Consider the following 24,108-nt stretch of genomic DNA (forward strand, 5'->3'; position numbering starts at 1 on the left):
CCGGAGGCGTTTTGAATGACCACTAAGTTGATGACAACCCACGATTCGGTCTTTATCGGCGGCGACTGGGTTGCTCCAGCAACCGCTGACCGCATCGAGGTGGTCTCACCGTGGAGCGAGGACGTCATTGCCACTGTGCCGTCCGGTTCCCGTGAGGACGTTGACCGTGCGGTGGCCGCTGCCCGGCGGGCCCTGGACGCAGGGCCGTGGCCCTCCATGTCCCTTGAAGAACGGGTGGCAATCCTGAAGCGGTTCCGCGAACTCCTCCTCGAGCGCAACGAGGAGCTCGCCCAGCTTATTACCGCCGAGATGGGCTGTACCATCACGCAGTCCCGCAACATCCAGGTAGTCAATCCCGTTGGCATCCTGGACGCGTACCTGGAGACAGCGGAGACGTATCCTTTCCGCACGGTGCGCCGCTCTGCCAATGGCCAGGCTCTCGTCACGCGTGCGCCGATCGGGGTCGTGGCGGCTGTGGTGCCGTGGAATGTGCCCGCCTCATTGACGGCGCAGAAGCTCGTTCCGGCGTTGCTGGCCGGCTGCACTGTGGTGCTCAAACCGGCACCAGAGACTCCGCTGGACGCCTACTTTATGGCTCGGCTCCTTTCGGAGGCTGGCGTGCCTCCGGGGGTTGTGAACGTGGTGCCGGCAGGCCGAGAGGTCAGCGAGTACCTGGTGTCGCACCCGGGTGTGAACAAGGTGACCTTTACCGGTTCGAGCGTTGCCGGGCGGCGGATCGCTGAGATCTGCGCCCAGGATCTGCGACGTGTGACTTTGGAGCTGGGCGGCAAGTCGGCCGCCCTCATCCTTGAGGACGCCGACCTTGACTTCGCCGTGTCCGCGCTCCGGGTGGGGTCCTTCCGGAACAACGGTCAGGTCTGCAGCCTGAAGACCCGGCTCCTGGTGCCCTCGAAGCTCGAGGGGGAGTTCCTCGACCGCCTCAACGCGATGATAGAGACGATGCCGATCGGTGACCCTCGGGACGAGGCCACTCAGATCGGCCCCCTCGTGAGCGCCCGTCAGCGTGAGCGGGTTGAGGGCTATATCGCCTCCGGCATCGCCGAAGGCGCCCGGCTCGTGCGAGGCGGCGGGCGGCCTTCCGGCCTGGAGAAGGGCTGGTTCGTCGAGCCGACGGTGTTCACCGGCGTCGACCCCAACGCCACGATCGCCCAGGAGGAGATCTTCGGACCCGTGGTCTCGGTCATCCCCTACCAAACTGAGGACGAAGCGATCGCTATCGCCAACAACTCCAATTACGGCCTCAACGGGGCAGTCTTCACTCGGGATGCAGAGCACGGACTACGTGTGGCAGCCCGGATGGAGACGGGGACGGTGGAGCTGAACGGGAATCCAGCAGGATTTCGCGCGCCGATGGGCGGAGTCAAGCTCAGCGGACTCGGCCGCGAGTTCGGCCCCGAAGGCATCGACGCCTACGTCGAACTGAAGTCCATCGGAATCCCGAAAGAAATCGCCGATTCACTCCAGTAAGCGGCTTGTCCTGTCCCCCGCGTCTGACCATGGGGCCGCGTGGAACCGAAACAGCCGCCCGCCGACCGGGTGAATCACTGACCGTGCTCAATCTGTTATATCAAGGAGAATCCGTTGCAAGGAGTTCTTTTCAAGGGCGACCGCCAACTCGAGTTGCGGGAGTTTCCGGACCCAACACCAGGTCCGGAAGAGGTTGTCATCGAAGTCCGCGCCTCTGGCATGTGCGGTTCTGATCTGCACGAATATCGGAAGCCGCAGGGCCAGACCCCGAAAGCCATCGCAGGCCACGAACCCGCCGGCGTGGTCGTGGCCGTCGGCGATCTGGTGCCAGCATCGTGGATCGGACGCTCTGTAATGATCCACCACTACATCGGTTGTGGACGATGCGACCAGTGCCGGACCGGATGGACGCACCTGTGCCGTGAGGAGCACCGGGCGCTCGGATACGCGGTGAACGGGGGCCACGCCACCTACATCAAGGTTCCGTTCTCGATCGTTCTGCCCTTGCCTGACGGACTCTCGTTCGAGGCGGCTGCCGCCATCAGCTGCGGGACAGGAACCGCCTGGGGGGCACTGGAAATGATCAACCTGCGCGGCGACGACACCATCGCCATCTTCGGGCAGGGGCCCGTCGGTCTCTCCGCGACCCAATTGGCCACCGCACTAGGCGCCAAGGTCATCGCCCTCGATATCGAGCCGCGCCGGCTGGAACGAGCGCGCGAGTTCGGTGCTGCTGAGGTTATCAATCCGCTCGAGGTGGACTCCGTACGCGACGCGGTATTCGACCTTACCGGCGGCCGCGGCGTGACGAAGAGCCTTGAAACCTCGGGGGCGCCGATCGCTACCAACCACGCGCTGCAGGTACTCGGACTCTGGAGCACCGTGTGCTGGATAGGGCGCGGAGCCCCACTACAGGTCGACATGACAGAACAGGTCTCGAAGCAAGTAACTGCCAAAACCTCCTGGACGCTCTCCACCGAACAAATGGGGCGCTTGGCGGACTTCGTCCTCGATCGCGGCGTCAACGTCGACGCACTCTTCACCGACCGCTGGAAACTCAGCGAGGCAGTCAAGGCCTACGAGTGGTTCGACCGCCAGAGCAGCGGCAAGGGCGTTATCGTCCCCTGACCTCGACGTAACCGTCCCGCGGGTTGCGCGGATGACTGCATCATTGACTGCTGGAACCACCCCGCCTCAAGAACCAACCGAATGCGCACCAATGCCACCTGCGTGCTCCTTGATCCTCCAGGACATCGGAGGCCGCCCGCAGCTACGGAACCTTATCGGCAGCGGGCATCTCGGGTGTAGCGGCCTGTGTCCCGTCGGCCAGGGGGACGCGCTGTAGTATGCCTTGGAACCTCCGACACCCACACAGTGGACACCCCCGGGCTGGTAGCCCGAGCGGCAAATCTCGCTCGTGTGGTCCGAGCCGAAGAAAGGGCGACGACGAACTGCCCCACCTAAATGTTCTTCACTGCGGAGCGACCTCCTCGACGATGCCCACATACTCGCGGCCCATGGCAACCAGGATGTCAGGACCCCGGGGAAGTGCCCCCGGGACCTGACCGCGGCGGTAACGGGCGTTGACTGATTCGATGGCGTTGGTGCTGCAGATGACCCGCCGGATTTCGACGTCGTAGTCCAGGAACGGCACGAACTCGCTCCAGGCGTTCTCCCACAGCCGGGTGATCGCCGGGTACTGCCGGCCCCATTTGGTCGAGAACTCCACGAATCGTTCCTTAGCCGCGGCCTCGGAAGGTGCCGTGTAGACCGGGCGCAGGTCACGGGACATCTCGTCCCAGTACTGCCGGGCCGCGTAGCGGAAGGTGTTGCGGATCAGATGCACGATATACAGGTCTGGACCACAGAGCGCTCCCAGACCGTGGTGATGGCCTCGGGCAGGCCCTTGAGCCCGTCGCAGACAGTGATGCAGACGTCCTCGACGCCGCGGTTCTTGATTTCGGTCAGCACCGAGAGCCAGAACTTTGCCCCTTCGCCGCCGTCCCCGGCCCACAGCCCGAGGAGGTCCCGTTCGCCGTTGACGCTGACGCCGATCGCGACGTAGACCGGCCGGTTGGTGACCTGCCCGTCACGGACCTTGACGTGAATCGCGTCGATGAACACCACCGGGTAGACCCGGTCCAGGGGCCGGTTCTGCCACTCGACCATCTCGCCGATGACCTTCTCCGTGATCCGTGAGATGGTGTCCTTGAGACCCTGGCACCGAACACCTCGGCGAAGTGGGCCGCGATCTCCCCGGTGGTGAGGCCCTTCGCGCTGAGTGACAACACGATCTCATCCACGCCGGTCAGCCGACGCTGGCGCTTCTCCACGATCTGCGGAGCGAAGGTCGAGCCGGTATCCCGCGGCACGTCGATCTCCACCGGCCCGATCTCGGTCAGCACGGTCTTCGTGCGGGTGCCGTTGCGGGAGTTCCCGCTCCCGCGCCCGGACACGTCGTGCTTCTCGTATCCGAGGTGTTCGTCCATGTCCGCTTCCAACGCGGTCTCCAGGACGTTTTTCGTGAGCCGGTTCAACAACCCGTCAGGGCCGACGAGGTCGATGCCCTGCTCCCTGGCCTGGGCCAGGAGCTGCTGCGCTGACTCTTGCTGATCCACATCAGTCGCCATGGGATCCATGGTGTCGCTCATGATCGATCCTCCCCGCCAGGCAACGCCCGGCGTGTCAGGCCAACCACGGATCCACCGTTATTCAGACAGTCCCACCCACGGCTAGCAACCGCACGTTAGGCGACGTGGCCAGATGGTGACATGGCGGGGACGCGAGTTCTGCCGAGGTGCCAACGCCTGTGGAGCTGTCCTGCGAGGCACGCTTGTCATTGCCGCCCGAAACAGACCCTCAGCATAGGGGCGAAGGCGAAGGCCGTGCATGCCTCGGCAAGCTGGACTAAGGGGCGTCAGTCGGCGTCGTAGGTGTTAGCGATATAGACGTCACAGGGAGCGTTATGGGCCACGCTGTTGGCGACGCTTCCCAGGACGCGGCCGATGCCCTTCATCCTGCGGTTTCCCACCACGATGATGCGGGCATCTATCCGCAGTGCTTCTTTGATGAGGGCGTCCGCGGGTCTGCCGCGGACGGCAGAGCTTGTCATCTCGACGCCCTGCCCCAACGACTCCGCAACTGTTCGAGCGACGTGCTCAGCCGCATCAGCGTCAGAGACAACCAACTGGTCGGTGCCGCTGCCAAAAACTTCGGTGCGATCGCTGTCGAAGGCCGACACCACGTGGAGCGAGGCGTTTAGGGCAATCGCCAGATCCCGTGCCGATTCTGCCGCCTTCCTTGCAGTTCCGCTGCCGTCAACACCTACAACTATTATTCCGCTCATGTGTATGCTCCTTTGTTTTGTTGTGAGAACGGGTTGACGCGCCTGCGGGCAGTCGAACTGGCGAGTACCTGCCGGCAGCAGCGCATGGGCCTATACGCTCCACGCGATTTTGAAGATATCCTTCATTGTAGGACTTGGTCAATAGCCGAGATGCAGGCGCGGCTGAGCGGGTCGAGCGAAGAGGAGGATGGATATTCACGCGACGAGTGGACGCAGTGCGTCGAGTCTGGCCGTGGTTTTGCAGATCCTGGACCGGCTCAGCGCGAAAATGGCCCCTTGGTGGACGGTGTCCTCATCGGATTTTGGTCGTACGGAAGACCCCTCCTCGCCACCCGCGTCCCCGACCGCAACCACGGACTCGTGGCCCGTCACCGATTCTTTCGGCATGCCGTGGTAGGCGTCGGAGATCGAAATCGGACCGCAAGTACTCGGCAAAACGGGGAGAGTAGAAATTAGCTGCGGGTACTGCCGCGGCTACAGCATATGGGAATCGTCCGCTTCCGGGCTCTTATTCCCTTGTCCATGCTGCAAAGAGGAGTGATCGGCATTCATTCTCACGGCCGACGATTTCGTGTCGGCCGAGAGGGCGCCGTTTCTGTGGAAGAAACATAGGATAAGCGCAAAGACGATGACCGCGGCCGAGCAAGCCTTGACAGCCGGCCACTCACCGATGTGCCAAAGCGTGGCGGCCAGAGTTGAACCGGACATGCGCATCGGCCGTGAAGAGATCTTCGGACCGGTTCTTTCCATCCTTCCGTTAGATGACATCGACGAAGCCATCGCCAACGACAGCGAGTACGGTCCGGGCGGAGCTGTCTGGTCACAAAGCCTGCCCACCGCCCTCCGCGCAGTACAGGGCGTACACACCGGCACTATATGGGTCAACTGCTACGGCTACATCGACCCGTTCGTCGGATTCAGCGGCACAAGACTGGCTACGGCTACAAAGGCACCACTGCGCACATGGACACCTACCTCTACACCAAAAGCGTCAACATGCAACTGTGAGGAACCGCTGTCAGCACACAAACACTGAGGGCTGCGTTCAGTCTGACGGCAGCCCTCAGTGCATTTAAGAACCGCATCTCAAAGCGTCCCTCAACTACACTGCCGCGGTCGATGTGATGATGAAGAACCGGTTCGGCATCTGATGCATTGTGCCCGGCTGAGGGGTGCAGCAGCCTGAGCGCCCGCCTGCTGCAGAAACAGACCAGGCTGGGACGGAGTCTGCGCTGGCGGACGAGCTAGACGATCATCTCGGCTACGGCGAGCATGATCCGGCGGGCCGTAACGGCGGCAATTTGCCGTAATGGCCGGCGATCCGACGTCGCCGCTGACACAGGCCGGCCCGTGGATATCTTGAGGCCAGGTCCCGCGATGCGTCGTTCAGCCCGCGGGTCGTGGCCAAGGGCCTGACGCATAGCCACAATGGGCAGCAACGCAGACTCCGGGGCGGGGGAAATGTGCTGGTGCATTCGGATCAGGACTCCGGCGGACTCTTCCGCAGAGCGCCGGGAAGTCCGATCGACGCGTCCGAGGGACACTGCTTGAAACAAGGCTGTGAAGGAGAGTTTCCTTCGGGCATGTCAGGGAAGAAATGTTCCACCATCAGAGCCTTAGGCCTGATGCCCCGGCTGCGGCAACACCATGCCGCGTGCAGTCCGTACAGCACCGAATGGATCTGGAAGCTCAAGGGCCTGAGCCCGGTGCGATACCGAACTCAGGCCCTTGCGGTCTGTCTCCTAGTTGGATAAGTCCAACTTCTGGGGACCAGTTCACCAGAGATTAGAGTTATCTAATGCGTGGACTCACGCTGAAGGAGCGGCCTCCTTACGGCGCTGCCAACGCGAGTTTCATCTGCTCGGGTGTGAGCAGGCTGGAAACGGGAACCCTGGAGGGGACGTCCGGGCCGTTGGTGGCCAGGACCGAGTCGGTAGTAACGACCGGAACGTGCACAGGGACCTGGGCGGGAACCTGGCGGCCTTCCTTGATCTTGATCCCGGCAGTGACCCCGAACCGCGGGAACCAGACGTGGCTGCTTGCCAGCCAGGAGGTCGGGTTGATTCCGGCCTGCTTCGCCTGCTGAACCAAGGTGAGCCAGGAGTGGGTCATGACGTCGCTCAAGAACGCTGGCGGCGTCTTTTTCTCGGCGATGTAGGGCTTGGCGAAGTCGTCGGTCGAGTCATCATAGATGATGGCCGCGGGCTCCTTGCCCGAAGCAAGGAGGGCGTTCGCAGCCTGCGCTGCGCCTTGGGGTGTCCACTGCGTGAAGCCTTCGGTGACCTGGGTCCAGCCGGCACCGTCGAGGACCTTCTTCGCGCACGGCTGCCAGGCCGCAGCGTTGCTGTTGCCGGGGATGCCGGTGTAGAGGGCGTAGGACTTGTTGTTCCCCAGCTCCTTTACCAGGGCCTGGGCGCCTTCGGTGTAGAGGTCGCAGAGCGCCAGCGGGACCTGGGCGGCCACGGAGGACGCGGAAGATTCCGGGAGCGGGGTATTCACCGTGACCACAGTGATGCCTGCCTGCTTGGCCTGCTGGAGCGCGGAGGCGATCGCGCCGCCGAAGACCGGGTCGGTCACGATAATGTCGACCTTCTGCGCGACCAGGCTCCGCAGGTTCGCCAGCACCGCGGCGACGTCGCCGTTCGCGTTGTTGTAGACGATCTTCTTGACCTGCGGATAGGCCAGTGCCTGGGCCGTGGCTTCGCCGCGCATGATGCTGGCAAAGGAGTTGCTGTTCTCGAGCGCGATGGCCACGGTCAGGGACCCGTGGCCGGTGTCGCAGGAACTCTGCTGCAAGCAGGTCTTGAACAACTGATTCTGCTCGGACGTCATCGGCTTGGACGCGGCCGCCATGGCATCCGCCGCCACCGGGTCCAGCTTGTCAACGGGGATGTCGGTAAGGAAGGTCTTCTTGATCGTGGCCGCGAGAGCCTTCTGGTCGACATTCTGCGCGGTGATGTCGTCGGCGGACGCGGAGGCGGTCGCTTGGGAGCCGCCGGACGACCCCGTCGTCGTCGAGCATGCAGCCAGCAGCCCTGTCAGCACGAACGCTGAAAGCAGATGAAGGACCGATCGGTTCTTGAAGGGCCGCCTGGGGCCCGGGGATGCCGTTCTCATTGGATGTTGCTCCTTATCAGGATGTGGGTGGGGGCGTCCAAAGCTCTCCTTCGACCGTGAACACCGGAAATGACAGTCGTTGCCGGCCTGCCGCCTTTGTTGAGCGCTCAAGAGGAAAGCGATTGCTCAATATCGGCGGCCCCCAACGCCAGACCAACGCGCCGGTTCCCGGACTGCGGAGCCCGGCGCGTTAGTGCCAGCGGAGGTGTTAGGGGGCCGCCAGCGCGAGTTTCATCTGTTCGGGTGTGAGCAGGCTGGAAACGGGGACGCTGGAGGGGACATCCGGGCCGTTGGTGGCCAGGACCGAGTCGGATGAAACCACCGGAACATGCACGGTGACCTGGGCGGGAACCTGGCGGCCTTCCTTGATCTTGATCCCGGCAGTCACCCCGAACCTGCCGAACCAGACGTGTCCACTGGCCAGCCAGGAGGTCGGATTAATTCCGGCCTGCTTCGCCTGCTGAACGAGGCTGAGCCAGGAGTAGTTCATGACGTCGCTCAAGAACGCTGGCGGCGTCTTTTTCTCGTCAATGTAGGGCTTGGCGAAGTCCTCGGTGGTGTAGTCGTAGATGATCGCCGCGGGCTCCTTGCCCGAGGCCAGGAGTGCGTTCGCAGCCTGCGCCGCGCCTTGGGCTGTCCACTGCGTGAAGCCTTCGGTGACCTGGGTCCAGCCGGCACCGTCGAGGACCTTCTTCAGGCACGGCTGCCAGGCCGCAGCGTTGCTGTTGCCGGGGATGCCGGTGTAGAGGGCGTAGGACTTGTTGTTCCCCAGCTCCTTTACCAGGGCCTGGGCGCCTTCGGTGTAGAGGTCGCAGAGCGCCAGCGGGACCTGGGCGGCCACGGAGGACGCGGAAGATTCCGGGAGCGGGGTATTCACCGTGACCACAGTGATGCCTGCCTGCTTGGCCTGCTGGAGCGCGGAGGCGATCGCGCCGCCGAAGACCGGGTCGGTCACGATAATGTCGACCTTCTGCGCAATAAGGCTCCGCAGGTTCGCCAGCACCGCGGCGACGTCGCCGTTCGCGTTGCTGTAGACGATCTTCTTGACCTGCGGATAGGCCAGTGCCTGGGCCGTGGCTTCGCCGCGGAAAATGCTATCCCACGCGTTGCTGCTCTCGAGCGCGATGGCCACGGTCAGGGACCCGTGGCCGGTGTCGCAGGAACTCTGCTGCAAGCAGGTCTTGAACAACTGATTCTGCTCGGACGTCATCGGCTTGGACGCGGCCGCCATGGCATCCGCCGCCACCGGGTCCAGCTTGTCAACGGGGATGTCGGTAAGGAAGGTCTTCTTGATCGTGGCCGCGAGAGCCTTCTGGTCGACATTCTGCGCGGTGATGTCGTCGGCGGACGCGGAGGCGGTCGCTTGGGAGCCGCCGGACGACCCCGTCGTCGTCGAGCATGCAGCCAGCAGCCCTGTCAGCACGAACGCTGAAAGCAGATGAAGGACCGATCGGTTCTTGAAGGGCCGCCTGGGGCCCGGGGATGCCGTTCTCATTGGATGTTGCTCCTTATCAGGATGTGGGTGGGGGCGTCCAAAGCTCTCCTTCGACCGTGAACACCGGATAGCCAGCTGGGCCCCTGCTGTGGCTGTGGTTCTCGGCGGACGCCGCTGAGATACTGCGTCGCAATTGTGCGGTCGGCGGCGGTTCGGTTTCACCAGCCTGGCCTCGTCTACCCTCAACCGAGTTTGCCCGTCTCGATGCCGATGGTGTGTCTGGTACGCAATTCCGGGTGGGATCCCTTTCTCTGACGTTGCCCCAGCCCGACACCCGCTTACCCGTGAGCCTTGATGTGTTCCGGTGTAAAGGGGAAACTGCTCAACTTGTTTCGTCAGCCGACAAGCCTTTCCCTCGAGGGCGGATCCCTTGCTGGCCAAGCGATTCGCAGCGCCTTTAGGGCGACGCTTCCGTTCGATGAAGATATGGACCGAGACTCCGATCGGGAGTCTCAACCATCCGTTCAAAACGAAGTATGTCCCACCATATGGGATTCGTCAACACTCTGAGGACCATTCGGGGCCCCGGCATCGTGCGCCAGATCACAAATTTCTGTTGACTGTATCCCGCAATATGGGATACCTTCAATCCAGCGGGCCTCCATGTGTGCTCATGAGAGGACGCCCAACGCATCCCAACGGCTCTTGCCAGGATGACATCAATCTGTAAAGGAGCAGGAGACTGGTGCAAGCAACGCAGCAGACGCCGGCCTGTCGGATGTGTTGTCTTCACTTGCAGCCTGTCCCGATTGCGGACTTTGATCCACTTGCGCCGAGTGCAGATAGTGCGCCCGGCATACGTGCAACCCAAACCTTTCGGTCGCTCCGGCCGAAACTTCAGAGAAGCAATGCTGCTTCTGACTCGGAGGTCCAAAAAGTGCTGATGACCCTGCGGAGGAACCCGCGATGACAGATGTGACCCGAAACGGTCCGCTCCATATGCCCCGGCCTTCTACCCAAAACCGGATGACCGATTTGAAGTACCGGTTCCCGGCCCGGTATTTGGCCAGCTCGGCGGCGCTAGTGCTGCTGCTGGTGTTTGCGGTGGTCTTTGCCCCGGCCAGCCTGGGTGGAAATTCGGTGAGGGTTGTCAGTGCCCTGGCCGGCATCCTCGCGCTGGCAGCGATGGGGCAGATGCTCGTCGTTATGTTGGGTGCGATTGACCTCTCGGTCTCCGCAGTGCTTGCTGCCTCCGCGGGAGTAGTAGTCCACTATGGCGTGCCCGGGGCGAACTTATGGCTCGTCATTCCTGCCGCCCTTGCGGTATCCGTTGCCGTCAGCGTCGTCAACGGCTTCTTCATCTGCGTTCTTCGCCTCAATTCGATCATCGTGACACTGGCGACTTACGGCATTGTTACCGGAGGGATGCTGCTATGGACCGGCGTGTCCTTTTCACTGACGGGTGAGGCACCCGAGCAACTGCAGCACGTAAGCCAGTGGTCATTTTTGAACATCAACACGTGTTTCATGGCTGCCATTGTCGTCGGCCTGATCCTCGCTGCCATGCTCTCCTACACCCGTGCCGGTCGCCGGGTCGCCCAGGTCGGATCAAATCCTCGAGCAGCTACTGCCTTGGGGGTTCGTGTCACCCTGGTTCAGATGAGCACGTTCGCCGCGGTTGGCCTCCTCTACGGAATCGCGGGGGTCCTCCTCGCCGGCTTCATCGGGACTCCAGACATCTCGATCGGTGCGCCGTACCAGCTTGCGACGGTAACGGCCGTAGCTATTGCCGGACTCGTCTTCAGCGGAGGACCCACCAGCGTCGCGAGCCTGCTCGTATCCTGTGTCTTCCTGCAGATGCTCGATCAGGCCACTGGTTGTAGCCGGGTTTTCCACCGGCGCGCGCATCGTGATTCAGGGTTTCGCCCTTGTGGTGGCAGTGGCGGCAATAACCATTAGCCAATACGGACTCGCCGGAATCCGGCGAATCGGAGCGCTGCAGATAGGTAGGCCCCTGAAATGACGAGCCAACTGACGCCGCCGCCCTCGCGGAGAATCAAAGGAGAACATGTAGTGGACAAGATCGTGGACGCAGGAACTGAAGGTGTCAGCTCTGTGTCGGCGGGGATTGACTCCAAGCAGCCAGCTGTCGTACTCACCGGTGTGTCCAAGTCATATCCGGGGGTGAAGGCGCTAACGGATGTGAATTTCGACTGCCGGCCGGGGGAAGTTCACGCACTTGTGGGAGAGAACGGCTCGGGAAAGTCCACCCTGATCAAGATCGCTTCGGGCGTGCTCACCCACGACACCGGCGAAGTCACGATCGGGGGACAGCCGCTGGCCGGCGGGACGGTGCAACGCGCCCGCAAGCTCGGTCTCGTTACCGCCTACCAGGACACATCACTGGTTGAGGAACTCACCGTCGCGGACAACATCGCGCTCTCCTTCAATGCCATCGGCGAGCCACGGCCGGCGGATCTGGACACGCTGCTCGCCCGCTATGATCTGCCGTTCAAACCGACAGACCTCGTGGGCGCGCTCGGTCCCGGAGCCCGGCAACTCCTTGAAGTCGCCAGGGCCATGAGCCACCAGCCACGCGTCCTGATGCTCGACGAGCCAACCGCCGCCCTTGACATGCAGTACGCGGCACACCTGGAGGGGCTGATCCGGCAGTCCCGCGACGAAGGAGTCGCAATCGTCTATGTCAGCCACCGACTGGAAGAAGTCCGTCGCCTTGCCGACAGGCTCACCGTCCTCCGTGACGGCGTCATCCAGGGAACCTACAGCGGCCGTGACTGGAAAGTGGACGACATAGTCGAGCTTATGGTCGGTGCGCCGACCGACCTCGAGTTCCCCACGCGGACGCCGCCGAGCACCGAGAGCAACAGACTGGAGGTTCGAGACCTGGCGGGGCAGGGTTATGGCCCGGTGTCGATTACCGTTCGTCCCGGCGAGATCGTCGGCGTCGCAGGCGCCGAAGGCAACGGACAGAGGGCCCTTCTTCGCGGTCTCATCGGTGAGAAGCGAAGCTCGGGCGAAGTCCTGGTTGATGGCAAGAACGTCGGACGGGGCGGTCCGTCCGCCGCGCTGGACGCTGGCATCAGTTTCCAGAGCGGCGATCGCGCTGTCGAATCGGTCTATGGCGATCTGTCTGTGATGGAAAACGCTACTGCCCAACTGGGTCCTGAAAGCGGCCCGTTCGGTCTCGCCCTTCCCAGTCGCCTGCGACAGGCCTTCAGTAAGGTGTCGACACAACTCGGCATCGTGGCCGCATCACCCTACCAGCCCATCAGCGGCCTCTCCGGCGGCAACCAGCAAAAGGCTGTCCTCGCCAGGCCAGCCCTCCGCCGGCCCAAGGTTCTGATCGTCGATGAACCCACCCAGGGAGTCGATGCCCGCGCACGCATGGACATCTACCGTGTTTTATCCGGGGCGGCCGAGGAAGGAATGGGGGTTCTCGTGAATTCCTCAGACTCCTCGGAATTGGCCGGGCTCTGCGACCGGGTCTACGTAATGTCGCGGGGCACCGTGGTTCAGGAAATCGTGGGGCCCACAACCGAGGCCGACATCGTCCGTAGCTTTGTTAGCGCAGCGGGCGTCGACGAGGACCACGTCGATCAAGTGCCCAGCGACGCTGGGTTCGCCTCCCGACTCATCACGCGCGCCTCCTCACACTTCCCCATCTTTGTGCTGATGATATTGATGGCGGTTGTGGCCGGATACGCCGGCACTCAATCGGACATCTTCTGGACGTGGCCCAACCTGGCGAACATGCTGATCCTCAGTTTGCCTCTGGCCTTCGTCGCCCTCGGTCAGCAGTTCACCATGCTGTCGAGAGGCTTCGACCTGTCCATCGGTTCAACGATGAGTCTTACCGTGGTCCTAGTTTCGATGACACTACCGGACCTAAGCCCTGCTTCCCTCCTTGGAACAGTGCCATTGCTCCTCCTCGTCGCGGCCGCGATCGGTGGTTTCAACGCCATACTGATTGGCTGGCTGAAGATCAACGCGGTCGTCGCCACTATCGCCACAACGGGTATTGTTCAGGGCATTGCCATCATCCTCCGACCTACCCCAGCCGGTGTCATTGCGCCGGACCTCGGAACCGCAGTCAGCCTCGGAGTCGCGTTCGTGCCGGCCCCGTTCATCGTCCTGGTTGTGCTGACCGTAGCCTTGGAGCTGTGGCTCTATCGCAGCCGTTTGGGACTGGCAGTGCGTGGTGTCGGCTTCAACCCTGAAGCAAGCCGCCGGATCGGTCGTCGGGTCGGGGTAGTTACGTCCGTCGGACTTCTGGTAGCTGCCCTCGGAGCAGTCGTCGGAGGCGTCCTCTTGGCGTCCCAGACAGGAATCGGGTCCAACGCAGTGGGCGCGACATATTCGCTTCCCACGTTCGCCGCGGTGTTCCTGGGAGGGGCCGTCATGACCGGTGGCAGGGGGTCCTTTATCGGAGCGGTTCTGGGCGCGGTGTTCCTCTCGCTGCTGGACAATGTCACCCCGCTGCTAAACATCCCCAATGCCACCGAACAGGTCATCTACGGCATCATCCTGCTCGTCGCAGTATCCGGCTACACATTGGCTCAGCGGTTACGTACCCGCAAGTGACCCGGAATCATATGGTGCAGCCTGATCCAGGAAGCCATGAGGAGACCTATCACTTCATGGCGTGCCAAACGATTGTCCTCGGCACTAGTACATCTCATTTGATGTTCCGGCCTCCAAACCCGGTATCCCCCGTCGAGCGGTGAGCCCCTGGCCCTGCAGAGCCGGCCCGTCCGGCCCTGCAGGGCCCCTCCGCTCAGCCTGCACACAATGCGCAACGCGTCTGGGTTCGAGACAACACGCGTTACATTCCACGGCACCATCCTTTTCGTCAACGGTTCCAGCGCCGCAAGCCGGAATGAGCGAGTCCCCGGCACATCGACCGCCTTCGCCGGTGAGTCGGCCTACGGCGCCATGCTCCACGCGGCCCTGCGCCAACACGGCATTCACGTAGGACAGCTCATCATCCAGGGAGCGATCGGTGGCGGTGACCCACTCTATGCCCGGACGCGCTAGCCGATCGTCTCTGGGAGATCCATTCCCAGCCCGGGGCCTTCCGGACGACTGTGGGAGAGGAAAAAGGAAGATCGGGCGGACCCGGAATCTAGACAATACCGTGGTCACGTCGTTTGCGTGCCTGAGCCTTTTGGCCCGATCTGCAAGTGGGACCGCGCCTGCAAGCGAGGGCCGGAGCGCGGCCCAGGAAAAGCGGGGTGCACGGGAAATGGGGGACGAGCACCTATTCGCGCCACCGTTGCACCAAGTCGATAACCGCACCCGGCCTCGCCAACCGTCGTCGTAATTGCCCTTAGACCATTAACCAAAAAGAAGGAATGAACCCATGCGTGCAACTCTCATGTACGGCCCCGGTGACGTCCGTGTCGAAAACGTCCCGGACTCGGCTATCAAGCAGCCAACGGATGCTCTGGTGCGCATCACGGCGTCCTGCATCTGTGGCAGTGATCTGCACCCTTACCATTCAATGTCCGCCGTCAACGGTCCTGCCCGGATGGGCCACGAGCTGATCGGGGTCGTTGAGGACATCGGGTCCGCAGTCACCACCCTCAAAAAGGGTGACCTGGTGGTGGCACCGTTCGCTATCTCCGACAACACCTGCGATTTCTGCCGGGAGAAGCTGCACACGTCCTGTTCACACCGCGAGGCCAACTTCTGGGACCGTATTCCGGACGAGGGGGGGCCAGGCCGAGGCCGTGCGCGTCCCGCTCGCTGACGGGACCCTCGTGAAGCTGCCCGTCGCAGTGGACTCCGCGCTCATTCCGTCACTGTTGACCATGGCCGATGTCCTGGGGACCGGGTACCACGCTGCCGTCGCTGGCGGAGTCAGCGGGCTCACCAGTGTCACCGTGATCGGTGACGGGGCCGTCGGCCTGATGGCCGTGCTGTCCGCCAAGAGGCTCGGCGCCGAGGAGATCATTCTCATGGGGCGGCATAAGTCCCGCACCGATTTGGGCCGCGAGTTCGAAGCCGCCGACGTCGTCTCCGCCCGCGGGGAGGACGGCATCGCACAGGTCCGGGACCTCACAGGGGGTAACGGCACCCATGTGGTCCTGGAGGCCGTCGGCCACATGCCCGCCTACGACCAGGCAGTCGGCGTCGTCCGCCCAGGCGGTGTGATCAGCAGGGTCGGCGTGCCCCAGTACGAGGAAAGGCCCATCGGGTTCGGCAGCCTCTTCCGTCACAACATTCGCCTCACCGGCGGACCTGCACCGGTTCGGGCCCACATCGAAGAACTCCTGCCGGACATCCTCGACGGCAGCATCGAACCGGGCAAGGTCTTCGACGTCACTACCGACCTGGACGGCATCGTGCAGGGATACAAGGACATGGACGAACGCACGAGCCTCAAAGTACTCATCAAGCCCTAGCCGGCCCACAGGGACGTCACGTTAGTGCCAGCGGCGGGGGCACATGCCTTACGCCGGCACCCTTTCCGCTCTACATGTTGCGGAGGCTGTATGTGTCGATTGCGTACTTGGATGAGACACGTTCACGGCCCAGGACTAAGGCGTGCGTGATCTGGGCCTCGTTACGCCGGGCTTTTGTTCACAGACCCGCGCCCATTCAGAGCGACGTCCGATGACGGAGCAACGAGTCCGCGTGTTGGCGGCCAATCAAAACTGCCCATTGACGGCCAATAGGATTCCAATCATTCTGCACCGTATGCCCACATGCACCGCCCATTGGCGGCCAGGGCAATCGGTGCCGTACGGCAGCAATTGGTCGTCGCCAGGGAAGGGCTGCGCCTGAGGTTCGGTAGAGGGCCCGTAGGTGTAATGCGCCGTTGCGGTCCGGAGTTCAGGCCTTCATGGCCACCACGTCTGCAGCGACTCTCTGTGCGGCATTGAGGGAGGAAAAATTCCTGAGGAGCACCAGGTGACTCCCCCTGGGCTTTGTGGCCCGGCTGGAAACATTTCCAGCATCCTCGAATCTCCGAGGGTGGGCGGGCTTCGTGGCGATCTGTCCGCATCCCCTTCGGTCCCCCAGTCGGGAAGTTTCAGGTGGCAGCTAACACTCCGGCTGGCGCGTCCTCCTCCAGAGTCCGGCCGTAGGGGACTTTGACGCTGACGGCGACAGTGAAGGTCGTGTACCCGTGGCGAGCACCAATCTTTAACGATCAGAAAGGAGCCGTGGGCAGCGTCGGGGTCGCATGGGACGAGAGAGCCCGCAGTGACATCCATCTCGAGCATGCAGTACTGGCCGTCATGCTGGCGGCCAGTACTGCATCGGATCGCCTCCTGGCTGTGCGTAGCCCCTCTGTATTAGCTACTGATGTCCCCGGTGCCTAGACGGCACCCGGCTCCTCCCGCTGCCAGCGTCGACTCCCGTTTCGTTTGTTTCGGCGATGGGCTCTCTTTTGCCGCGAGGGCACGGTTTCTTTGGAAGAACCAGAGGGTGAGCGCGAAGACGATGACCACTGCCGAGCAAGTCATGATTGCCGGCCACTGGCCGATGTGCCAAAGCGTCGCGGCCATAGTCGAACCGATGGCCCCGCCGATGAAGTTGCTGACAATGTGGGCAGTGTTGAGACGGCTGCGCGCGGCAGGGTTTATCGAGACCATCATCGTCTGAAGGAGCACCAGCACGGACTGGGCGCCAACTGACAGCAACGAGATTGCGATAAATACGGCCACGATAGATGAACTGCCGAATCCAGCAATGGCGATTGCGGATAACGTGATGACCAAGCCGATGCCGATGGCGGGGACGGCCCACCCGCGGTCATACACTTTTCCGGTGTACTGGGCGCCGATTACTCCCAAAACCCCGAGCAGGCTCACCAGGCCAATGTGTGACGCCGGAAGGGAGAATGGAGGTGCCGCCAGCAGCAAGGTAAGGCCGGTCCAGAAGGCAGTGAAAACGCACATCAGGGACGCTCCGAAGAGCGGGATGATCTTTCCCCGCCGATGCCGGAGAGCAACTTGAACGACCGAGGCGAGGAGCCTGCCGTAGGGTATCCGTTTCCTGGGCGTGAGGGCAGGAATTGCGCGCCACATGATGACGGCGAGGACAAGGATCGCCCCTGATGCGAGAGCGTAAATCATGCGCCATCCGAAGGCGTCCGCCACGATGCCGCTGATGGTTCGGGACAACAGGATGCCGGTCAATAGCCCGGAGGCCACAGTGCCGAGCACGCGCCCGCGTTGTTCATCGCTGGCAAGATCCCCGGCGAGTGGCAGCAGCATTTGTCCGGCCACGTTAGTGAAGCCGACCAAGGCAAGAGTGCTCAGCAGAAGGGCGAAGTTGGGCGCCAGGACACAGCCCGCCAGGGAAACGGAGCAGCAGACCATGATCGCCGGGATCAGGCGCTTCCTGTTAATGGTGTCGCCGAGCGGCACGACGAAGAACACCCCGAGCGCGTAACCGATCTGGGTGAGTGTGACGAGCAGTCCGGCGGTACCGGGCACGACACCGAGCTGTGCAGCGATGTCGCCCAGCAGCGGCTGCGCCCAGTACAGGTTTCCGACGCCGGCTCCGCCGACGAAAGCGAAAAGAAGAGTTAAGCCTAGGCTGATCCCAGGAGTTCGGGTGGGAGCGTGTTCGCGCGTGACCATCAAGGTTGGCCCTTTCAAGGCAAAATAAGCGTGTGAATCTCTCTCCTGCACCGCCATCTGATACCGACGGCACAAATCAATGATATCCCATATAGCGGGATATCATGATGAAATGTGAGGAGTCCTACACACGGCTAGGGTCCCTCCCGGCCTTTGGCCCGTTCCGCCAGCTCCGTAGCCCGTGGACGAATCCCCTGGTGGAACTGCATGCCGGGGGGCATCCCTGTCACCTTCGCGTGCGAGCCGGAGATGTCGATGGTGATCCTGCCGTTTGCCATGGGCGCATTGGTGATATGGAGGTCCCCGTAGGACTCGGGGAACGCTGGATCCATCCAAAGGCCCCCTCGGGCAACGTCGGCGTAGTAGCCCATCAGTGTCTTGATCAGCATGATCGGAGTCGTGGCAGCCCAGGCCTGGGGGGAGCACGCCGTGGGATAGGGGACGGGTTCGTCGAAGTGCTCCCGGCTAAAGCCGCAGAACAACTCCGGCAGCCGGCCATCAGAGTACTCAGCTGCCTCCAGGAGCGCCGTGGAAATCCGCTGCACGTGCTCTTTGAATCCGTGGCGCAGGAGTCCGGCGGCAATGATTGCGTTGTCGTGGGGCCACACTGACCCGTTGTGATAGCTGACGGGGTTGTAGGCCTCCATGTCGCTGGCCAACGTTCTCACGCCCCAGCCACTGAACATCTCCTTCGACATGAGCCGCTCGGCCACCAGGGGCGCCTTATCGTCATCGACGATGCCGAACAGCAGGCAGTGCCCCATATTCGAAGCGCACGCATCAACCGGTCGCTTCCTTCCGTCCAGCGCAATGGCGTAATACCCGCGTTCCGGCAACCAGAACGCCTCGTTGAATTGGGCCTTCAACTTCTCAGCGAGGTTTCTGTACTCGGCGGCCAACGCGAAGTCACCTGCATCGTACGCCAGCCAGGACCTGGCCAAATAGGCACCATAGACATATGCCTGCACCTCGCACAGTGCGATCGGCGGCTCTGCCATCCTTCCGTCCGCGAAGTTAATACCGTCCCAGGAATCCTTCCAGCCCTGGTTTATTAGCCCGCGGTCGTTGAGACGGGCATATTCAACGAAACCGTCGCCGTCCCTGTCGCCATAGTTACGGATCCAACTCAACGCCCGGTCCACGTGGGGCAGCAGTGCGGAGATGGATTCGGGGGCAAACCCCCACCGACTGACTTCCCCGAAAAGGGCCACGAACAATGGGGTGGCATCCACGCTGCCGTAGTAGGCGGATTTACCACCCAGCGCCAGTCCACTGGAGACGCCGAACCGGACCTCATGCAGGATCTTGCCAGGCTCCTCCTCACTCATGGCATCGACAGCACTGCCTTGGTGGTCGGCCAGCGTTTGCAGCGTGCCGAAAGCAAGCGACGGATCCACAGGGAGCGCCATAAGGGACGCCCACAGCGAATCCCTGCCGAACAGTGTCATGAACCAAGGCGCCCCCGCAGCCACCACGATGCGTTCCGGGTGGGCAGGATCCTCAATGCGGAGCGATCCCAGGTCGTCATAGCTGCGGCGGAGTGTCCGTTCGATAGAGTGGTTCCCCATTTGCAATACCGGAATTCTGGCCACCCACTCCTGCCGGCGCAGGTCGCGGGGAGTCACCTGGTCCTCGTCGGGACGAACGAACTGCCCACCCGAGCGCGCCTCTTCTCCGATGGGTACAACGCTCAGACTGGCGCTCCATACCCCGTGCGGCGGAACAACGGCATCGTATGTGAGCCCTTCGGGGGATGCCTCAGCACCAGACCCCGAAACGACGACGGCCTTCCGGATGTCGTGCCACATGGCCCGGATAGTCAGGCCGCTGCTGTCAGCCTCGCGGGACTGATTCCATTGCCGCCGGAATCTGGCCTCCTTCACCTCGAAAAGATCGGCGAAGTCCGCCTCCACCAGCACGGAAACAACGCACTGGGCGGGAACGGAGGAGTAGTTCCGGACAGTGATTCGCTCCAGAATTCCCACTCCCACCTCGCGAAGACGTTCCACGATGAGCGGGGTATCAGGGTGTCCGTCTGAGCTGCGCACCCGTCCGGCAAACAGGGCGCGGTACGGTTCCTTCAACTTCGCGGTCAACGGCTCCACGGGTTCGCCATTCACTGTCAGATTCAAGCCCGACACGATGCGCGTATCTTCATGGAAGACCCCATGCGGAAGTCCGGGATGGATGTCGCCGTTTCGGGACGAGATGCAGAAGGACGAACCCTCAACCAAGGTGACGGACCCGGGTTCAAGCGGCCCGGCAGCAGTATCAGCATTCCATCCAGACATCGCGGCTCCTTTGATGGATTGTTTCGACAGCGCTGTATAACCGGCACGCAGGGCGCTGGTGCGCTTCCTGTTGTCCACGGCCATTGCCTGCGGACTTGACGCTACGCCTGGGGACGTGATGAGGCCAGAGCCGTTCACGGGGAAGATTGTTTGACCAAAGCACGGAAAAGACGATAAGTTTCATATATAAAATCAGCTGTGTTTGCGCCGTGCACTCATGGTGTTGAGAGAAGCGGGGCTCCATATGGACACCGAGACAAGTGACAGCAAGTACCGGGCGCCCGCCCTGTCAAAGGGACTGGACATCCTTGAGCTTCTCTCTTCGGCCGATGACGGCCTGAGCCAATCTGACATCGGCAAGAAGCTTGGTCGAACCACTTCGGAGATCTTCCGCGTACTTATGGTGCTGCGCGACCGAGGCTACGTGGACCTTGATGAGGCCGAACGCTATCACCTGACCACTCGGTTGTTTGAAGTCGCCCATCGCCATCCGATCATTAGGCGCCTGACCGCCATTGCCGGTGATGAGATGCAAAAGCTTGCGAACCGTATCAGCCAAAGCATTCACCTGTGCATCCTTAATTCCGGAAAGCTGCTCGTCATCGCACAGGTTGACTGCCCGGACACCAACGTCAATACGGTTCGCCTCGGCTCACAGATCCCCATCGACGACTCTGCTTCGGGCAGGGTTCTGGCTGCTTTCATGGGAGAAGACGAGCTCTCCAACCTGCTGTCGCTTGCCGGGAATGAGACCAGTTCCAGGCGCGCCCGGTTCCTCGCCGACCTGCCCGAGGTGCGCAAAGCGGGCTACTGCCAAGGAAAGTCACTCACCATTGAAGGGGTCACCAACATCTCGGCCCCCGTCTTCGACTTCACAGGCAAGGCCGTCGCTGCAGTCACCACGCCCTACATCCACCGCCTGACGGGCACTGACAACATGCCCGTGGACGAGGCTCGAGAGCTGCTCGTCCAAACCTGCAAAGAATTGTCCCGCCGCATGGGCGCGGGCGTCACCAACGGCAAATAGCCCCGAACCACCGCCGAGCTCTTCTGCTCACGGGGCAAAGCTCGCTGCCCCAAGCTATTCTGCGGCACCTGCCAGCCTAGCCAGGGGACGAAAAGCGATACCGGCCTCCCGGCGCCCGAGGTCACCGATCGGCAACTTTCGCCATCCTGCGTTCTGCACTTGAAGCCCGTCCCAACGAGCTCCCTGACACCATCAGCCCGGCTTTCATCGGCGCGATAGCCGGCCCCCAGGCAGGAACAGCTCCATTGCCACCCCTCCAAGAGGCCGCGCTCGCGCGCCCCACGATCTGCCCACCCACCTCCCGGTGCCGGCCACGACTTCTACCAATGAGGAAGCGCGCTATTGACCGGCGCTCTCATATATGGAACTCTGTTTTACATACAAAATATCGCGCACGTTCTGCGGTTGCCGTCAAGGCCGAAAAGCAGAAGCGTCCGCAGAAACAGGAGGAGTCTCGATGAAGCGATTCGAAGGGCGCACCGTCGTTGTGACGGGCGCCGGCAGCGGCATTGGCGCGGCCAGTGTCAAGAGGTTGCTGGACGAGGGCGCCACCGTGGTCGCCGTAGATGTCACACAAGCCGGCGTGGACTCTGCCCTGGCAGGCGCCGCCGATTCGAGCCGCGTCCACGGTGCTGTGCTGGACGTCTGCGACCATGATTCGGCCATGGCGCTGCTGGCCGACATGCGCAAGAAGCTCGGTGGCCTTAGCGGCCTGATTAACTGCGCCGGAATCACTGGTGAGGGAAGCATTCTCGATTCCGATCCGGAAAAGCACCGTCAGATCATGGCGGTAAACCTGGACGGAACAATCAACATGTGCCAGGCATTCGTGTGTGCGGTGAAAGACGATACCGGGCCCCGTGCAATCGTCAACATCTCTTCGGGCGCTGGCCTGCTTGGCGTGCCCAACAGGCTGTCTTACGTTGCCTCAAAGTTTGGGATTTCCGGCATCACGAAATCAATGTCGCCCGAGCTCGGTCCCCTCGGCATCAGGGTCAACGCGGTTGCTCCAGGCATGACCAGGACACCCTTGATCGAGTACATGATGGAGGATCCTGCCGCTGTCGCCCGTATAAACGCGAAGCATCCGATCGGGCGGATTGGCGATCCGGAAGAAATCGCCGCCGTTATCGTCTTTCTCCTGACCGACGATGCGAGCTTCATGACTGGTTCGGTCGTTTCTGTAGACGGCGGCCAGACGGCCTGCCTCTGAACTTCGTCACAAACTTCACCGCCGAACTTTACTCGACAACCTTGCGATCACGGGCCCGAGCCACTTCATCCAATCCGACCCGTCGCCCCGCATCCGACCTACAAGACCGTTTCGCTGCTTACTCCGATCAGCAGCGATGGGGCATGAAATCTTCTGAGAAACTAAGAAAGACACGTTATGGCAAACAACCTCGATCTGTCCCACGACCTTGCAAAATTTGCGGCGAATACGCGGTTTTCCGACCTTCCTCCGCAAGCGGTCGAGGCCGCCAAAAAGAGTCTTCTGGACACCATCGGCGTCATGCTCGGGGCGAGCGGCATGGAGCCGGCCGTTAGGCCCATCATCGATCTCGTCACGGATGCTGGCGGCAAGGAAGAAGCGCGGATCCTCGGTTTTGGCGGCCGGGTACCGGCCGCGGCGGCGGCCTTCGCCAACGGTACGCTGGCTCATGGCCTCGATTACGACAGCCAGACGCCTTGGGGCGCTCACCCGGACAGCTCCCTCGTACCCGCCCTCCTGGCCTTGGCTGAACGCAAAGGCGACATAACCGGCAAGGAACTGATCACAGCCGTGGCAATCGGCCAGGAAATGTTCATCCGCCTGCGCTGCAACGTGGGTTGGCACATGGACTGGAACTTGTCATCGGTGGTTGGCGTGTATTCTGGCGCCGCCGCCTGCGGATCCCTCCTGGGCCTGAACGCGGAGCAGATCGCACACGCTATGGGCATCGCCAGCCTGAATGCGGGCGGCACAATGCAACAGATCTTTGGCATCGGCACGGATCTGCGCGGACTTTACGCCGGATTCATCGCCCAAAGCTGTGTGAACGCCGTTCTGCTGGCCCAGAAGGGCATGCTCGGGATGGAGAACCTGTTCGAGGGCGAAGCCGGTGTGTTCAAGGTCTACTTCAACGGGGAGTACAACCGCGAGAAGATGCTCGAGAACCTCGGGTCAGAATATCTCTCGGCCGGGATGACCTATAAGTACTGGCCAGCGGTAGGTAACGCTCATACTTACATCCACGCTGCCATCGAACTGATACGTGAAAATCCACTCAAGATCGAAGACATTGAGTGCGTGCGCGTCTACGTCGGAGATTTCGCTGAGCGCATGAGCCAACCGCTGAAGGAACGTAAAGCGCCCCAAACGATGATGGACGCCAAGTTCTCGCTGCCATTCACCGTCGCCCTGGCGCTCGTCAAAGGCAGCATGAACATCTCAGACTTCTCCACCGACGCCCTCAAGGACCAGCAGGTCCTGGCACTGGCCGATAAGGTCGAGCCTGTGTTCGACGCGGACTTCAACTGGGACCTGAAATTACCGGCAGGCAAGGTCGAGGTGATCATGCGCGACGGCCGCCGCATCGAACGGCTAGGAACCGAGGTGCCCGGCACGCCGGAGCGCCACATGACCTGGGAAGAACTCCTACAAAAGTTCAGCGATTGCGCACAGGCCTCGATTCAACCAGCGCCCCTTGAGAGTATAAACAAAGCACAAAACCTTCTTACCGTCCTGGAGACCTGCGGGGAGATCACCCCGGTCTTAGAACTGCTCTCCTGAAGATCGGCCGAGCAGCAGC

At 62.2% G+C, this 24,108-nt stretch carries 14 protein-coding genes and 2 pseudogenes; 10 read left to right on the forward strand and 6 right to left on the reverse strand.

Translation table 11 applies throughout. The annotated features are described in order from the left end of the window. Positions 1-15 precede the first annotated feature (15 nt). Positions 16-1,488, forward strand: a complete 1,473-nt coding sequence (locus ABIE00_RS13325) for an aldehyde dehydrogenase (RefSeq protein WP_354260957.1) — start codon at positions 16-18, stop codon at positions 1,486-1,488. 114 nt (positions 1,489-1,602) lie between these two features. After that, positions 1,603-2,616: an alcohol dehydrogenase catalytic domain-containing protein gene (locus ABIE00_RS13330; RefSeq protein WP_354260959.1), complete on the forward strand. Its 1,014-nt coding sequence runs from the start codon at positions 1,603-1,605 to the stop codon at positions 2,614-2,616. Between the two features lie 414 nt (positions 2,617-3,030). Here ABIE00_RS13330 and ABIE00_RS13335 read toward each other — a convergent pair. Both ABIE00_RS13335 and ABIE00_RS13340 read right to left on the reverse strand, forming a co-directional pair. Next, positions 3,031-4,127: pseudogene (locus ABIE00_RS13335) on the reverse strand (IS256 family transposase); the annotation flags it as partial. 278 nt (positions 4,128-4,405) lie between these two features. Next, positions 4,406-4,834, reverse strand: coding sequence for a universal stress protein (locus tag ABIE00_RS13340; RefSeq protein ID WP_354260961.1), 429 nt, complete (start codon positions 4,832-4,834; stop codon positions 4,406-4,408). Positions 4,835-5,462: 628 nt separating this feature from the next. On the opposite strand from ABIE00_RS13340, the gene ABIE00_RS13345 reads away from it, so the two are divergent. Next, positions 5,463-5,870, forward strand: a complete 408-nt coding sequence (locus ABIE00_RS13345) for an aldehyde dehydrogenase family protein (RefSeq protein WP_354260963.1) — start codon at positions 5,463-5,465, stop codon at positions 5,868-5,870. 794 nt (positions 5,871-6,664) lie between these two features. On the opposite strand, the gene ABIE00_RS13350 is transcribed toward ABIE00_RS13345, so the two are convergent. Beyond that, on the reverse strand, positions 6,665-7,951 hold the full coding sequence (locus ABIE00_RS13350) for a substrate-binding domain-containing protein (RefSeq protein WP_354260965.1): 1,287 nt from the start codon (positions 7,949-7,951) through the stop codon (positions 6,665-6,667). 208 nt (positions 7,952-8,159) lie between these two features. Continuing rightward, entirely contained in the window at positions 8,160-9,446 is a 1,287-nt protein-coding gene (locus ABIE00_RS13355; RefSeq protein WP_354260967.1) for a substrate-binding domain-containing protein, read from the reverse strand. 966 nt (positions 9,447-10,412) lie between these two features. On the opposite strand from ABIE00_RS13355, the gene ABIE00_RS13360 reads away from it, so the two are divergent. The 4 genes and pseudogenes from ABIE00_RS13360 (at position 10,413) to ABIE00_RS13375 (ending at position 15,811) form a co-directional block, all read left to right on the forward strand. After that, a complete protein-coding gene (locus tag ABIE00_RS13360; RefSeq protein WP_354260969.1) occupies positions 10,413-11,345 on the forward strand; it encodes an ABC transporter permease in 933 nt (310 codons plus the stop codon). Between the two features lie 114 nt (positions 11,346-11,459). Then, on the forward strand, positions 11,460-13,988 hold the full coding sequence (locus ABIE00_RS13365; RefSeq protein WP_354260971.1) for an ATP-binding cassette domain-containing protein: 2,529 nt from the start codon (positions 11,460-11,462) through the stop codon (positions 13,986-13,988). 207 nt (positions 13,989-14,195) lie between these two features. Beyond that, positions 14,196-14,441, forward strand: a complete 246-nt coding sequence (locus tag ABIE00_RS13370) for a hypothetical protein (RefSeq protein ID WP_354260973.1) — start codon at positions 14,196-14,198, stop codon at positions 14,439-14,441. 325 nt (positions 14,442-14,766) lie between these two features. After that, positions 14,767-15,811: pseudogene (locus tag ABIE00_RS13375) on the forward strand (zinc-binding dehydrogenase). 894 nt (positions 15,812-16,705) lie between these two features. Here ABIE00_RS13375 and ABIE00_RS13380 read toward each other — a convergent pair. Beyond that, positions 16,706-18,055 (reverse strand): MFS transporter, encoded by a 1,350-nt coding sequence (locus tag ABIE00_RS13380; RefSeq protein WP_354260975.1) that lies wholly within the window; start codon positions 18,053-18,055, stop codon positions 16,706-16,708. Between the two features lie 77 nt (positions 18,056-18,132). Beyond that, positions 18,133-20,289 (reverse strand): amylo-alpha-1,6-glucosidase, encoded by a 2,157-nt coding sequence (locus tag ABIE00_RS13385; RefSeq protein ID WP_354260977.1) that lies wholly within the window; start codon positions 20,287-20,289, stop codon positions 18,133-18,135. Between the two features lie 244 nt (positions 20,290-20,533). On the opposite strand from ABIE00_RS13385, the gene ABIE00_RS13390 reads away from it, so the two are divergent. The 3 genes from ABIE00_RS13390 (at position 20,534) to ABIE00_RS13400 (ending at position 24,089) form a co-directional block, all read left to right on the forward strand. Continuing rightward, complete coding sequence (locus ABIE00_RS13390; protein WP_354260979.1) at positions 20,534-21,316, forward strand: IclR family transcriptional regulator; 783 nt, start codon at positions 20,534-20,536, stop codon at positions 21,314-21,316. Between the two features lie 457 nt (positions 21,317-21,773). After that, positions 21,774-22,529 carry an SDR family NAD(P)-dependent oxidoreductase gene (locus ABIE00_RS13395; protein ID WP_354260981.1) on the forward strand — a complete coding sequence of 252 codons (756 nt, stop codon included), beginning with the start codon at positions 21,774-21,776 and terminating at the stop codon, positions 22,527-22,529. Between the two features lie 177 nt (positions 22,530-22,706). Beyond that, positions 22,707-24,089 (forward strand): MmgE/PrpD family protein, encoded by a 1,383-nt coding sequence (locus ABIE00_RS13400; RefSeq protein WP_354260984.1) that lies wholly within the window; start codon positions 22,707-22,709, stop codon positions 24,087-24,089. The last annotated feature ends 19 nt before the right edge of the window (positions 24,090-24,108 follow it).

The organism is Arthrobacter sp. OAP107, from assembly GCF_040546765.1.
GTDB lineage: Bacteria > Actinomycetota > Actinomycetes > Actinomycetales > Micrococcaceae > Arthrobacter.

What these genes read in the sequence shown, in the direction of transcription:
- ABIE00_RS13325 (WP_354260957.1), top strand. Translation starts at nt 16, where the DNA reads ATGACCACTAAGTTGATGACAACCCACGATTCGGTCTTTATCGGCGGC.
- ABIE00_RS13340 (WP_354260961.1), bottom strand. Translation starts at nt 4,834, where the DNA reads ATGAGCGGAATAATAGTTGTAGGTGTTGACGGCAGCGGAACTGCAAGG.
- ABIE00_RS13345 (WP_354260963.1), top strand. Translation starts at nt 5,463, where the DNA reads ATGACCGCGGCCGAGCAAGCCTTGACAGCCGGCCACTCACCGATGTGC.
- ABIE00_RS13350 (WP_354260965.1), bottom strand. Translation starts at nt 7,951, where the DNA reads ATGAGAACGGCATCCCCGGGCCCCAGGCGGCCCTTCAAGAACCGATCG.
- ABIE00_RS13355 (WP_354260967.1), bottom strand. Translation starts at nt 9,446, where the DNA reads ATGAGAACGGCATCCCCGGGCCCCAGGCGGCCCTTCAAGAACCGATCG.
- ABIE00_RS13360 (WP_354260969.1), top strand. Translation starts at nt 10,413, where the DNA reads ATGACCGATTTGAAGTACCGGTTCCCGGCCCGGTATTTGGCCAGCTCG.
- ABIE00_RS13370 (WP_354260973.1), top strand. Translation starts at nt 14,196, where the DNA reads ATGCGCAACGCGTCTGGGTTCGAGACAACACGCGTTACATTCCACGGC.
- ABIE00_RS13380 (WP_354260975.1), bottom strand. Translation starts at nt 18,055, where the DNA reads ATGGCGGTGCAGGAGAGAGATTCACACGCTTATTTTGCCTTGAAAGGG.
- ABIE00_RS13385 (WP_354260977.1), bottom strand. Translation starts at nt 20,289, where the DNA reads ATGTCTGGATGGAATGCTGATACTGCTGCCGGGCCGCTTGAACCCGGG.
- ABIE00_RS13390 (WP_354260979.1), top strand. Translation starts at nt 20,534, where the DNA reads ATGGACACCGAGACAAGTGACAGCAAGTACCGGGCGCCCGCCCTGTCA.
- ABIE00_RS13395 (WP_354260981.1), top strand. Translation starts at nt 21,774, where the DNA reads ATGAAGCGATTCGAAGGGCGCACCGTCGTTGTGACGGGCGCCGGCAGC.
- ABIE00_RS13400 (WP_354260984.1), top strand. Translation starts at nt 22,707, where the DNA reads ATGGCAAACAACCTCGATCTGTCCCACGACCTTGCAAAATTTGCGGCG.